The 13,198-nt window shown below is 67.9% G+C and carries 12 protein-coding genes; 7 read left to right on the top strand and 5 right to left on the bottom strand.

Going from position 1 to position 13,198, the window contains the following annotated elements:
• The first annotated feature begins 2 nt into the window (after window positions 1-2).
• Window positions 3-1,340, top strand: coding sequence for a glycoside hydrolase family 32 protein (locus ACT3S3_RS12645; protein ID WP_441578998.1), 1,338 nt, complete (start codon window positions 3-5; stop codon window positions 1,338-1,340).
• Between the two features lie 12 nt (window positions 1,341-1,352).
• Here ACT3S3_RS12645 and ACT3S3_RS12640 read toward each other — a convergent pair whose 3' ends face one another.
• A complete protein-coding gene (locus tag ACT3S3_RS12640; protein ID WP_441578999.1) occupies window positions 1,353-1,637 on the bottom strand; it encodes a hypothetical protein in 285 nt (94 codons plus the stop codon).
• Between the two features lie 644 nt (window positions 1,638-2,281).
• Between ACT3S3_RS12640 and metE the strand changes: the two genes are divergently transcribed.
• Window positions 2,282-4,633, top strand: coding sequence for a 5-methyltetrahydropteroyltriglutamate--homocysteine S-methyltransferase (gene metE / locus ACT3S3_RS12635; RefSeq protein ID WP_444614995.1), 2,352 nt, complete (start codon window positions 2,282-2,284; stop codon window positions 4,631-4,633).
• Between the two features lie 151 nt (window positions 4,634-4,784).
• The gene (locus ACT3S3_RS12630) at window positions 4,785-5,318 is read left to right on the top strand and encodes an RDD family protein (protein WP_441579001.1); all 534 of its coding nucleotides are present in this window, start codon (window positions 4,785-4,787) and stop codon (window positions 5,316-5,318) included.
• 131 nt (window positions 5,319-5,449) lie between these two features.
• Here ACT3S3_RS12630 and ACT3S3_RS12625 read toward each other — a convergent pair whose 3' ends face one another.
• Complete coding sequence (locus ACT3S3_RS12625; protein WP_441579002.1) at window positions 5,450-5,887, bottom strand: DUF1648 domain-containing protein; 438 nt, start codon at window positions 5,885-5,887, stop codon at window positions 5,450-5,452.
• A 494-nt stretch (window positions 5,888-6,381) separates the two neighbouring features.
• Here ACT3S3_RS12625 and ACT3S3_RS12620 point away from each other — a divergent pair, with 494 nt between their 5' ends.
• From ACT3S3_RS12620 to ACT3S3_RS12605, 4 genes are all read left to right on the top strand, one after another.
• Window positions 6,382-7,107 carry an SPFH domain-containing protein gene (locus ACT3S3_RS12620; protein WP_441588329.1) on the top strand — a complete coding sequence of 242 codons (726 nt, stop codon included), beginning with the start codon at window positions 6,382-6,384 and terminating at the stop codon, window positions 7,105-7,107.
• A 175-nt stretch (window positions 7,108-7,282) separates the two neighbouring features.
• Complete coding sequence (locus ACT3S3_RS12615; RefSeq protein ID WP_301443933.1) at window positions 7,283-8,107, top strand: (Fe-S)-binding protein; 825 nt, start codon at window positions 7,283-7,285, stop codon at window positions 8,105-8,107.
• Window positions 8,104-9,612, top strand: coding sequence for a lactate utilization protein B (locus ACT3S3_RS12610; protein WP_441579005.1), 1,509 nt, complete (start codon window positions 8,104-8,106; stop codon window positions 9,610-9,612). The genes ACT3S3_RS12615 and ACT3S3_RS12610 overlap by 4 nt, the downstream gene beginning before the upstream one ends.
• Window positions 9,609-10,292 carry a LutC/YkgG family protein gene (locus tag ACT3S3_RS12605; protein ID WP_301443931.1) on the top strand — a complete coding sequence of 228 codons (684 nt, stop codon included), beginning with the start codon at window positions 9,609-9,611 and terminating at the stop codon, window positions 10,290-10,292. Before ACT3S3_RS12610 ends, ACT3S3_RS12605 begins: the two co-directional genes overlap by 4 nt.
• A 107-nt stretch (window positions 10,293-10,399) precedes the next feature.
• Here the strand turns inward: ACT3S3_RS12605 and ACT3S3_RS12600 are convergent, their stop codons facing one another.
• The 3 genes from ACT3S3_RS12600 to ACT3S3_RS12590 all read right to left on the bottom strand — a co-directional run bounded on the left by ACT3S3_RS12600 (window position 10,400) and on the right by ACT3S3_RS12590 (window position 13,198).
• Entirely contained in the window at window positions 10,400-11,218 is an 819-nt protein-coding gene (locus ACT3S3_RS12600) for a MarR family winged helix-turn-helix transcriptional regulator (RefSeq protein WP_441579006.1), read from the bottom strand.
• A 216-nt stretch (window positions 11,219-11,434) separates the two neighbouring features.
• Window positions 11,435-12,454: a glycine betaine ABC transporter substrate-binding protein gene (locus ACT3S3_RS12595; protein WP_441579007.1), complete on the bottom strand. Its 1,020-nt coding sequence runs from the start codon at window positions 12,452-12,454 to the stop codon at window positions 11,435-11,437.
• Window positions 12,455-12,457: 3 nt separating this feature from the next.
• Window positions 12,458-13,198 carry an ABC transporter permease gene (locus ACT3S3_RS12590; RefSeq protein ID WP_441579008.1) on the bottom strand — a complete coding sequence of 247 codons (741 nt, stop codon included), beginning with the start codon at window positions 13,196-13,198 and terminating at the stop codon, window positions 12,458-12,460.

Here is a 13,198-nt window from a genome sequence, read left to right as displayed (position 1 = left end):
CCATGCAGCATCCGCGGCCCCGCCACCACCTCACCCCGCCCACCGGTCGGCTCAACGACCCGAACGGGATGTACCTCGACGGCGACGTCCTGCACGTCTACTACCAGCACGACCCCGGTTTTCCGGAAGCGCCGAAACGCACCGGGTGGGGCCACGCGACGACCTCGCTCACCGGCGAGGGCCGAGGCGTCTGGCACCACCTGCCGGACGCGCTCTACCCGGACGCCTCCTACGACCGCGACGGGTGCTACTCCGGATCTGCGGTGGTCGTGGACGACCGCGTGCGGCTGTTCTACACCGGGAACCTGAAAGTCGAGGGGCAGCGTCTCCCCACCCAGAACCTGGTCGAGGTCGACCACCCCGATGGCCCCGAGGGAGGCTTCCACCACCGGTCCCCCTCGAACCCGGTGATCGACGGCCCGGAGGAGGGCTACACCGGCCATTTTCGTGACCCCCAGATCACTGCCGAACCGGGCACCTCCGGCGAGTGGCGGATGCTGCTCGGTGCCCAACGGGAGGACGGCACAGGTGCCGTGGTCCGCTACTCGTCGACAGACCTGGAAAAGTGGTGTTTCGACGGGGAGATCGAGTTCGACACCTCCCAGGCGATGCCCGGTGATTCACCCGATGTCATCCCCGGTGGCTACATGTGGGAGTGCCCGAACCTGCTCACGTTGCAGGACTCCGGGACCGGGGAGCGCCTGGATGTGCTCGTCTTCTGTCCGCAGGGTCTCGAGCCGGTGACCGTCGACGGCGTCACCCACTACGCCAGCTCCGACCAGTGCGGCTACCTCGTCGGACGGATGCGCGGCACCACCTTCGAGGTGGTGCGTGGATTCAGCGAACTCGACCACGGACATGAGTTCTACGCCCCACAGGCCGTGGTCACGACCGAGGGTGACCGTGCTGTCCTCGTCGGCTGGATGGGGCTGCCCGGGCAGGACGACCAGCCGACGCTGGCCGACGGCTGGGTGCACTGCCTCACGGTGCCCCGGGTGCTGAGGCTGTGTGACCGTGGCCTGTACCAGGAGCTGTTCCTGCCCCCGCAGGACACCGAACCGGACGGTACCTTCGGCCGCACGACCACCCTGCGGCGGCAATTGGGGACGACGCCTGCCCACCTGCGCGTGGACACCGGTCCTACGTCCGGGGTCGAGATTCTCTGGGAACCCGGGCACCTGACGGTGGCTCGAGGCGATGACACCAGGACAATGGCCTGTCCGCCCGGTGAACTCACCGTCCTCGTCGACGCCTCCACGGTGGAGTTGACCGCCGGTGGCGGAGCAGTGGCCTGCGCCCTGCGCTCTTTCCCTGAGCCCGCATCCCGACCTGTCAGCTAACTCATGCCCGGCTCACCGACGCAGGATGCTCTCATCCTCGAGATGCCCGATCTCGCGGTCACCCACCTCGTCCTCCAACTCAACCAACAGCGAGGCAGCCCGTCCCACGTCCTCACACGCTGAATGTGCCTCGGGAATAGTGCCTACGATCGTCGCGACGAGGATCTCATCGGAGTCCTCCTGCACGGCCGCACGCGTCCCGTAACAACTGGTGGTCCCCGCCGTGAAATGCACCCGGAGACTCGTCGCTCCGACCTCCTCGACGGACTCCCACTGGACGATGCGCTCGTCGGTCATGTCATCACGCGGTTCATCGTCACCCGCGTCCGTTACGGAGCCCGACCCGCCTCCCTGGTCGTTCCGATTCTCCACAGAACATCCGAGCAGCAATGCGGGAAGCAGCAACACTGACAGGCATTTGAGGCGGGACATTTTTCACTCCGTAGGGATTGCGGTTCGCTACACTCACTGCAGTTCCTTGTGAGCCACACTACCTACTTTTGCTGGCAACACAATGGCTCGGTCACGAACCATTCCTGCAGCCAGACAGCGCACTAACGGTACCTAACCTGCGCTGCGGCGAGGAGTCTGCAGAGAGACCTGAACAGGCCGTGCGCCAGGCGACATGAGCGAAATAACGTGATGGACTTGACAGACTAAGCGGTCTACTGGTTACCTTGGGCGCGAAGCAGTCGACGAGAGTCGAGTTCCCCTCCTGGAGCCCCGGACGAGGTGGAACCTGCGGTGATGAACCGCAGCATGTGGTCTGCCGTTCACGGTCGTCATCAGCGCTATCAGCGCTAACCGCGTCTCCGACGCGAGCACCGTGTCCGCGCGTTCCCGGGGCGTACCCCGAGGCGCGGCTAGAACTCTTCTAGGGCCCCACATGTGACTCACCGGCCGACGGCGAGAACCGTACATCCACATGTGAAGGATCATTTGTGACCGCACAGATCAACGCCACCGTCGCCGGGGTTCCGCGCATCGGCCCGAAGCGCGAGCTGAAGAAGGCCCTCGAGACCTACTGGAAGGACGCGTCCACAGGACGCAACCTGGCCACCGTCGCCACCCAGCTGGTCAACCAGCAGGCCGACAACCTCACCCAGGCCGGCCTCGACTCCGTGCCCACCATCGGCCGTAGCTTCTACGACTCGATGTTGGACACCTCCGCCCTCCTCGGCGCCCTGCCGACCCGCGTCGCCGACATCGACGACCACGGCAACGACGGACTCCCCGCCTACATCGACCGGCTCTTCACCGCCGCCCGCGGCACCGCCGGCCTGCCCGCCAGCGCGATGACCAAGTGGTTCGACACCAACTACCACTACATCGTCCCGGAGCTCGCCGCCGACACCGAGTTCCGTCTCGACGACGCCGCCCTGCTCGCCGACCTCGGCGACCAGGTCACCCGCGGCACCGTCGCGCGTCCGGTCATCATCGGCCCGCTGACCTACCTGGCGCTCGCCCGCACCACCGACGGTTCGGACGCCCTGGCCCACCTCGAGGAGATCTTCGAGGCCTACGCCCGCCTGCTGCCGCGCCTGGCGGACCGCGGTGCCACCTGGGTCCAGTTCGACGAGCCCTACCTGGTCACCGACGTGGACAAGGACGACGCCCGCAAGGCCGACCTCCTGGCCCGCACCCGCGCCGGCTACGAGAAGCTCGTGGCCGCCGCCGGCGAGACCAACCTGCTGGTCCAGACCTACTTCGGTGACGGCGACCTGGCCGTCAAGACCCTCTCCGGCATCGGCATCGCCGCCTTCGGCGTCGACCTCGTGACTGGACGCACCGACGAGCGTCAGGCCGACGACACCAACGTCGCCGACGCCGACCTGCTTCCGTCCTGGACCGGCGACGAGGAGATCCTCGCCGGCGTCGTCGACGGACGCAACATCTGGCGCACCGACCTGGCCCGCGCCCTGGACACCCTCAAGGCCCTCGCCGCACGCGGCCCGGTCGGCGTGTCCACCAGCTCCTCCCTGCTGCACGTCCCCTACTCCCTCGCCCAGGAGACCAGCCTCGACGACGACTCCGAGCTGCGCAGCTGGCTCGCCTTCGGCGCCGAGAAGGTCGCCGAGGTCGCCGTCCTGTCCCGCCTGCTCAACGGCACCGAGACCGAGGACGACAAGGCCGCCGTCGCCGAGGCGGAGAAGGCCGTGGCGTCCCGCCGCGCCTCCGAGCGCACCCGCAACAGCGCGCTGCGCACCCGCACCGACGCCGTCACCGACGCCGACCGCAGCCGCAACCCCTTCGACCAGCGCCGCGAGGTGCAGGACAAGGAGCTCGGCCTGCCGCCGCTGCCGACGACCACCATCGGCTCCTTCCCGCAGACCACCGAGATCCGCCAGGCCCGCGCCAAGCTGCGCAAGGGTGACTTCACGCCCGAGCAGTACCACGAGGCCATGGTCAACGAGATCAAGGACGTCGTCGACCGCCAGGAGGCCCTCGGCCTCGACGTGCTCGTCCACGGCGAGCCCGAGCGCAACGACATGGTCCAGTACTTCTCCGAGCAGCTCGAGGGCTACCACTCCACCGACCTGGCGTGGGTCCAGTCCTACGGTTCGCGTTGCGTGCGCCCGCCGATCCTCTTCGGCGACGTGACCCGCCCGGAGCCCATGACCGTCGACTGGTTCAAGGTCGCACAGTCCTTCACCGACAAGCCGGTCAAGGGCATGCTCACCGGCCCGGTCACCATGCTCGCCTGGTCCTTCGTCCGCGACGACCAGCCGCTCGGCGCCACCGCCGACCAGGTCGCCCTGGCCCTGCGCGACGAGATCTCCGACCTCGCCGATGCCGGCGCGAAGATCATCCAGGTCGACGAGCCCGCCATCCGCGAGCTGCTGCCGCTGCGTGCCTCCCAGCAGCCCGCCTACCTGGCCTGGGCCGTGGGCTCCTTCCGCCTGGCCACCGCCGGTGCGCAGGACGCCACCCAGATCCACACCCACATGTGCTACTCCGAGTTCAACGAGCTCATCGGCACCGTGGGTGACCTGGACGCCGACGTGACCTCCATCGAGGCCTCGCGTAACGGCATGCGTGTGCTGCACGCACTGCGCGACTCCGGCTTCGAGCTGGGCGTGGGCCCGGGCGTGTGGGACATCCACTCCCCGCGTGTCCCCGACCAGGGCGAGGTCGACACGCTGCTGGCCGAGGCACTGGAGGCCGTCCCGGCCCGCCAGCTGTGGGTCAACCCCGACTGCGGTCTGAAGACCCGCGGCTGGGACGAGACCACCGCCTCGATCAAGGTGCTCGTCGCCGCGGCCGAGAAGGCCCGCGCCAGCGTCAACGCCTAAGCACCGCCGCACCACAGCAGCACCGTCTGAGCGCTGCAACGCAGCAACCTCGGAGGTTGGTCATCCCGACCCCCGGGGTTGCTGCCTTATGCTGTAGACATCCTCGGCTTCCCCAACCTCCCCCACGACACGTGAAGGACACGACGGTCCCATGACGAACAACCCGAACCCCAACCCCTACGACGGCGTCCCGTCCTACGGGTCCTACAACAACGACCCCTACGGCCAGGACCCCAACAACCTGGTGCCGAACCCGCGCCCCGGCGCCGGCCGCCGGCTGGGCGCGACGCTGATCGACGGCGTCATCATCGGAATCATCGCGACTGCAATCACCTCTCTGCTGGGCATCGAAACTGCCTCACTCGAGCCTGGCCCGATGTTCACGTCGAGTCTGATCTCCCTGATCGTCTGGTTCATCGCCCGTGTCGGCAGCGAGGTCGCGTGGGGCGCCACCCCGGGCAAGCGACTGCTGGGTATGAAGGTCGTCACCGCCGCCGGCTCGAACCCGGACGCCGTCTCCTCCCTGAAGCGTAACTCCTGGTACGCCGCACAGATCATCCCCTTCATCGGATTCTTCGTCTACCTCGGCCTCGCGATCTTCATCGGCGTCAAGATCTCCAACGACCCGGAGAAGCGCTCCTGGTTCGACAAGTTCGGCGGCCTCAGCGTGATCCGCACCTCGTAGTACCCCGGGATACTCGGTGTCCGGACCTCACGGCCCGATCACTTCCTCAAGACCCCCGGCATATTGATGGTTCTCCCCTTGGGCAACCAACAATATGCCGGGGGTCTGATGCGTTCATCCGCCACCGCAGGTCAGCCACCGACCTTGATCATCCTCGCGATCCCGACAGCGACGGCCCCGAGCAATACAGCGAGCCAGGGCACGATCAACAAGGTTGCGTTCACCCCGGCCACGACGGAGAGTACAAGGCTCGCGAAGATCCCGGTACATCCGAGGTTCGTCCACACCATCATCTGTTCGCCGATGCGGTAGAGCGACTGTGCGTTAGCCTCGGTCACCTCCCTCGGATAATTGAACAGCCGGGGACGCCGCGACAACCAGTCAAGCGCTCCCACCAGGAGCAGCAACACCCCGGCCATGATCAGGAGCGAGTACTTCGGTCCCCAATCGTCGGCCTGTCCCAGCCCATTGAAATGCGTCGGGACGGTGGTTGGCATCGACGGGTACATGGCTAGCGTCAGCACCGCGGTGACGACCGCGGCGACGCCCGTGACACGACGTAGCCACACAGTGACCTGTCCTGTTACATACGTACGTTCCGGTCTCGACGAACTACCGAACAACAGTGCTTCACCTCAAAAATTTCACGGCATTCCCCTCTACAAACTACAGGTGAGCAGGAGCGCAGGCGCATGGTCGCCTCCACACCCACACCGCCGGCGAATCATTCAGGCGGCAGCGTAATCCCCTGCAATCGCCAACCGTCCGCGCTAGGCTGGCTTCAGCACCGCACCGTGGTTGCTGGGCGCGTCCGGTCTTCCGGGGTGTTCCCGATTGAACTGGTGCGGACCGCTACGGTAACGCCTGACCAGGCGGGGGTTCGAGTCCCCACACTCCTTGAATGGGTTGCCGTCGCGCGGAACACTTTCGGCAGGAGCCTGCGGCCCGGCCCGATCCCGCACCCTGCTTGATCCAGGGTGCGGGGGACGCCCCGGTGCCCCGCCCCCGCCGGACCCGCCCGGCGGCAACCCCTCCAACTTTCCTCGACAACCACGGTGATCACATGGGTTTCCTCCGCTCCCGCCGGAACACGTCCGGCGCGTCCTTCTACATGCCCCTCTCCAACGCCACGGGGTGGCAGCCGTGCACGCTGCGCTCGCCCGTCGCCCTGCCGGGCCACGCCGTCCTGCGGCAGCGGGAAGGACGCATCGAGCGGTTGGACGCCCGGGCCGTCGCGCGTCCCGGCGACCGTTTCCGCCAGGTCGACCGCCGTCGCCGGCTGATCACCGTGCACCCGCAGACCGTCCCCACGTCCGACGCCCTTCCGGTGACCCTCACCCTGGCGATGTCGGTGCACACCGTGGACCCGGTCACCTACGTCTCCGCCGCGCAGGGCCCCGACGAGGAGATCTACCTCGCCGCCCAGATCGCGCTGCGTGAACTCGTCGCCACCCTGCCGCTGGAGGACTTCGCCGGCTCGCGCATCGACCTGTCGCCCGTGCAGGACGCCCTCGGCGACACCGCCGCGTCCGTCGGCGTGGCCGTCGACTCCGTCCTGCTCAAGGACGTCAGCCTGCCCGCCGAGTACTCCTCGGCACTGCAGGAGGCCGTGGTGTCCAAGGTCCTCGCCGAGAATGACCTGGAGCGCGCCCGCAACGAGGTCAAGACCACCCGCGCGCGTCTGGCCAGCGCGAAGGTGCTGGAGCAGAACCCCGTCCTGGCGAGGATCCGCATGCTCGAGGCCCTGCCGCAGGGCTCGACGATCGAGGTCCGCCCCGACCAGGTGTAGTCCCCCGTCCCTCCCCCGGGAACTACTGTGGAGGCACAGGACGGTCCGGAGGTCCGCGATCCCCACGTCGGCTGACTACCGCGCGTGCGCTCACCCCGGTCGTCCCAGGCAGAAGCACCAGTCGAGCTTGAGAAGAGCTGCTGTGCTCCACGACTTGAGACGAGGGACGACTCCCATGAAGATCGCGTTGTTCGCGACATGCATCGTCGACGCCATGTATCCCGAGGTGGCGAAGGCGACCGTCGACATCCTGGAACGGCTGGGGCACCGGGTGGTGTTCCCGGAGCGTCAGGCCTGCTGCGGCCAGATGCACATCAACTCCGGCAAGTTCACCGACGCCTACCCGGTGGTCCGCAACCACGTGCGTGCCTTCGAGGACGCCGACTGGGACTACGCCATCGCCCCCAGCGGCTCCTGCGTGGCCTCGCTCGGCCACCAGCACCCGATGATCGCCGACTACAACGGCGACGCCGACCTGGCGTCCCGCGCCACCGGCATCGCCGAGCGCACCTACGAACTGTGCCAGTTCCTCACCGACGTCGAGGGCGTCACCGACGCCTCCGCGCAGCTCGGCAGCTGGTTCCCGCACACGGTGGCCTACCACCCGTCCTGCCACGGCATGCGCCTGCTGCGCCTCGGCGACCGGCAGCGCGACCTACTGGCCTCCGTGGACGGCCTGGAGCTGCGCACCATCGGCAACGAGGACATCTGCTGCGGTTTCGGCGGCACCTTCTCCGTGAAGAACCCGCAGGTCTCCGGCGCGATGCTCGGCGACAAGGTCGAGGCGGTCATCTCCACCGGCGCCTCGGTGTGCACCGGCGGCGACGTGTCCTGCCTGATGCACATCGGCGGCGGGCTGTCGCGCACCGGACGCCTCGTGCCCGGCGAGGGACGCGTCCCCTCCGCGGTGCACCTGGCGCGGATCCTGGCGTCCACCAGGGAGAACCCGCTGCTGCTGGAGGACCAGGGCGCCACGGTCACCGGAGGTGAGCTGCGATGAGTTCACACACCGTACTGGGCATGCCCACCGTCCCCGGCCACGGCAACCTGCTGGAGACCCACCCCTTCCCCGAGGTCGCCGAGCACGAGCTCGGCAACGTGCAGATGCGCGGCAACCTGCAGCACGCCACCCAGACGATCCGTGGCAAGCGGGCCGCCCGGGTGGACGAGATGCCGGACTGGCAGGCGCTGCGCGACGCCGGCTCCGCCGTCAAGCAGGACGTGATGTCGCGTCTGCCCGAGCTGCTCCAGCAGTTCGAGGAGGCGTTCACCGCGCGCGGCGGCCACGTCCACTGGGCACGCGACGCCGAGGAGGCCAACCGCATCGTCGAGGGCCTCATCAAGGAGAACGCCCCGCTCACCGAGGACGGCGTGCGCGAGGTGATCAAGGTCAAGTCCATGGCGACCCAGGAGATCGGGCTCAACGAGTACCTTGAACCGCGCGGCGTCAAGGCCTTCGAGACCGACCTCGCCGAACTGATCGTGCAGCTCGGCGGCGACAAACCCAGCCACATCCTGGTCCCGGCGATCCACCGCAACCGCGACGAGATCCGCCGCATCTTCCTCAACGGCATGGAGGACGTCGACCCCGACCTCGACAACAACCCCGAGCACCTCGCCGAGGCGAGCCGGCGTCACCTACGCCGCAAGTTCATGGAGACCAAGGTGGCGATCTCGGGCGCCAACTTCGGCATCGCCGAGACCGGCACCCTGTCCGTGGTCGAGTCCGAGGGCAACGGGCGCATGTGCGTGACCCTGCCGGAGACGCTGATCACGGTGATGGGCATCGAGAAGCTGCTGCCGTCCTTCCAGGACCTGGAGGTGTTCATGCAGCTGCTGCCGCGCTCCTCCACCGGTGAGCGGATGAACCCCTACAGCTCCTTCTGGACGGGCGTGACCCCGGGCGACGGCCCGCAGAACGCCCACGTGATCCTGCTGGACAACGGGCGGACCCGGGCGCTGGCCGACGAGAACGGGCGGCAGGCCCTGCACTGCATCCGGTGCTCTGCCTGCATGAACGTGTGCCCGGTGTACGAACGCGCCGGCGGCCACGCCTACGGATCGGTGTACCCGGGCCCCATCGGTGCGATCCTCACTCCTTTGCTCACCGGGGTGGACGAGTCCGCGAACGGCTCGTTGCCCTACGCGTCCTCGCTGTGCGGCTCCTGCTACGACGCCTGCCCGGTGAAGATCAACATCCCGGAGATGCTCACGCGTCTGCGCAACGAGGACCAGGAGGTCAACCACGGCGGACCGGTGCCGTCCACGCAGCTGGACGCGGCGTTGGACGGCGCGAAGTGGCTGATGAGCGACGGCCGACGCATGGGCCTGGCCGAGCGCGCACTGCCGCTGGTGCACAAGGTCACCCCGTCGTCCGGGATGACCTCGCTGCCCGGTGTCGCCGGGATGTGGACCAGCTCGCGCGACATCCCCCAACCACCGGCGGAGTCCTTCCGCAGCTGGTTCCGCAAGCACGAGAAGGAACAGAAGGAGACCGACCGGTGACTGATTCACGCAATGACGCCCGTACCGAGGTGCTGGCCCGTGTGCGCTCCTCGCTGGGGCTCCGCGACGGGCAGGACAGTGCCGGGACGGTGGACGTGCCGCGTGCCTACCGCAGGACGGGGACGCTGGATGCTGCCGGCCTCGTCGACCTGCTGGTCGACCGGCTCGAGGACTACGACGCCACCGTGACGCGCTGCGACGGCACGTCCGGGGAGATCGCCGGGGCCGTCCGCCACTTCCTGGACAAGGCCGGCGAGAACACCGCCGACCACCGTGTCATGGTGCCCGCCGCCCTCGACCACGACTGGGTGTCCACCCTGGACGCCGAGATCCTCGACGACTCCACCGAGGCCCCGGTGGGACTCGACGAGATGAACGACGTGTCCGCCGTGGTGACGTCCTCGGCGGTGAGCGTGGCGGACACCGGCACGATCATGCTGGTCGGCCCGGAGTCCGGACGCCGCGCGACGACCCTGGTCCCCGACCACCACGTCGTGGTGGTCAAGGTGGCCGACATCGTGGAGATCGTCCCCGAGGCGATCACCAGGCTGGTCAGCGAGGGGTTCGACGACCACCCGGTCACGATGGTCTCCGGACCGAGCGCGACCGTGGACATCGAGCTGATCCGTGTGCAGGGTGTGCACGGTCCGCGCACGCTGGACGTGGTGATCGCCGGCTAGCGTCCCGCCGCGGCGCACCAGTGGTGCACCTGTGGCACCCAATGCGAGACAGCAACCCCGGAGGTCGGTGTGACCGACCTCCGGGGTTATTGTCTCGCAGTTCCTGATCAGGCGAACCGGGCACCGCGTCCGAAACCACGGCCGAAGCCCTGGCCGAAGTCACGGCCCGTCATGCCCATGCGCAACATCGCCATCCGGCCCATCTCGGCGCGCGGATCCATCCCGTGCTCCTCGAAGCCCTCAGCGCCATTCGGGATGTCGCCGGCCTCACGGTCGCACCACTCGGCACGGTCCTCGTCGGGACGCTCACCACCACGACCGCCGCGACCACCACGCCGGCCCCGTCCACCGTGTCCGCCACGACCGCCGTGGCCACCGAATCCGGGCTCGCCGCCGAAGGGGTGCGGACCGCCGAAACCACGGCCCCGACCGTCGCCGCCACCTTCGCCGCGGAAGTCGCCCCGGAAATCGTCGGGGAACTTCGCACGCACCGCGTCCGACACCCGGTCCAGCAGCTCGCCGAACTGGTCGCGCTCCTCCTCGGACAGCACGTCGAAGGGATCCTCCATCTCCTGGAAGCCTGACTCCGCAGTCCTGCCCTCCTCGGTGATCTCGACGTTGAAGGTGCGACGGTCGGTCTCGTCACGCTTGCGCTCCACGAGCCCGGCGGACTCGAGCTTGCCGAGCAGCTCGCTCAGCGACTGGGGACGAACACCCAGCATGTATGCAAGTTCACGCTGCGGCATCGGGCTACGCAGGGTCAGGATGCGCAGCACCCTGCCCTGACCGGCGCGCATTCCGCCGAATGCCCGGCCCCCGCGACCCATCATGTCCATACGCCGCAGCATCATGGCGAGGTGGGTGAGGCGGTCGGCGAGATCCGGGGACGCCGTAATGTTCGCTGCGTTCTCGGTGTTCTCGGTCATGTCTTCCATGTCCACTCCTTGAGTTGATGCGGTACCTGTTGTTCAGGTACCTGCTGATGTAGATACTACGCAGGTACCTGACAATGTCAAGCGGTACCTTCGCATCTCCTCTTTGCGCAGGCAGCAACCCCAGGGGTTGGTGCCACCATCCCCTGGGGTTGCTGTCTCATCGAGCCGCCGCGGTCACCACCGCGATCCTCACCGCGGGCACATGGGTCAGTCCTCCACGAATCCCTCGTCGCGCAACCAGTCCCAGGCCACGTCGACGGGTTCCTCGCCGTCCACGTCGATCCGGGCGTTGAGGTCGATCAAGGTCTCGTCCTCCAGTTTCTCCGAGACCGGGCCGAAGAGGTCGGCGATCTGCGGGTACTCGTCCATGAGCCCCTCGGCCACCACCGCCGAGAGGTTGTACTTCGGGAAGAACTGCTTGTCGTCCTCGAGGATCTGCAGGTCCAGCGCCTTGATCCGGCCGTCGGTGGTGAACACCTCGCCGAAGTTGCAGGTGCCACCGGCCGTCGCCGCGTAGATCGCACCGGTGTCCATCAACGACTGGTCGACGTCCGCCGGGGTCAGCCCGTAGGCCTCGAGCATCGGGATCAGGCCGTCGTTACGGTTGGCGAACTCCGACTCCACGCACAACGTGCGCTCGGCACGCGGCACCTCAGCCAGGTCGGAGAGCGTCTCCACCCCGAGTTCCTCGGCGACCGGACGGGTCGTGGCGAAACCGTAGGTGTTGTTCATCGGCGCCGGCGGCAACCAGACCAGCCCGTTCTCCTTCTCCTCGTCACGGACCGCCTCGTACTGCTTCTGCTCGTCCGGGATGGGGTCGTCGTGGTTGAGGTAGGTGGTCCAGGCACTGCCGGTGTACTCCCACTGCATGTTCACGTCGCCCTCGACCATGGCCTGACGTGCACTGGAGGATCCGGGAATATTGGTGAGGTCCTTGACGTCCGCCCCGGCGGACTGGAAGAGGATCACCGCCATCTTGCCCAGCAGGACCTGCTCGGTGAAGTTCTTCGAACCCACCGCCACCGTGGCACCGGAGAGGTCGACGTCCTCCACGTCGCCGGCGAGCGTGCCGGTGGGACTGTAGCCGCCGGCGGTGCCCAGGCCACAGGCCGTGGCGAGCACCGCGGAAAGCGCGGTGACCAGGGCGAGGACCTTGACACGGAGGCCCCGGAAGGCACGGAAGCCACGGTGGCCGCGTGGTGCGGCGCGTTCAGTCATGGTGGTCATGGCTCAGAGTCCCTTCGGGGTCAGCGCGACTTCGAGCAGCCGGCCCACCCATTCGACCATCAGGGCCAGCAGGGCGATGAGGATCGCGCCCGAGACCAGGACGTTGAAGCGGTAGAGCGTGATGCCCGTCTGGATCAGTGCACCGAGGCCACCGGCGTCGATGAAGGTGGCGAACGCGCCGGCACCGACCAGCAGGACCAGCGCGGTCCGCGCACCGGTCATGATCACCGGCAGCGCCATGGGGAACTCCACGCGGAAGAGCACCTGCACCGGGGACATCCCCATGCCGCGGGCCGCCTCCACGAGCTGGCGGTCCACACCGGTCAGCCCGGCGACCGTGTTCGCCAGCACCGGCAGGAAGGCGTAGATGCTCAGCGAGAGCACCGCCGTGGGGGTGCCGAAACCCAGCCAGATCGCCAGCAGCACGATGACACCGATGACCGGCGCGGACTGGCCGATGTTGCCGATCAGCGTGGTCAACAGCGAGAGGATGCGGGAGCGTCGGCGGGTGAGCAGCACCCCGACGGGCACGGCCGTGGCCAGCACGATCACCGCACACATCACCACCAGGACGATGTGCTCACGCGCCATGGTCGCCACACTGCCCCACGCCAAGGCGCGGGTCTCGACGTCCCCCAGGTCGGCGGTCTGCCGCCAGGTCACCCAGCCGAGGAAGACGACCGCGACCAGGACGGGGATGCCGATGATGAGGAGTTTGTCCTCCCCGGAGAGCCTGCGCAGCAT

This window comes from Corynebacterium sp. AOP40-4SA-5, assembly GCF_052377355.1.
Lineage (GTDB): Bacteria > Actinomycetota > Actinomycetes > Mycobacteriales > Mycobacteriaceae > Corynebacterium.
This window is presented reverse-complemented; position numbering and strand designations above follow the sequence as displayed.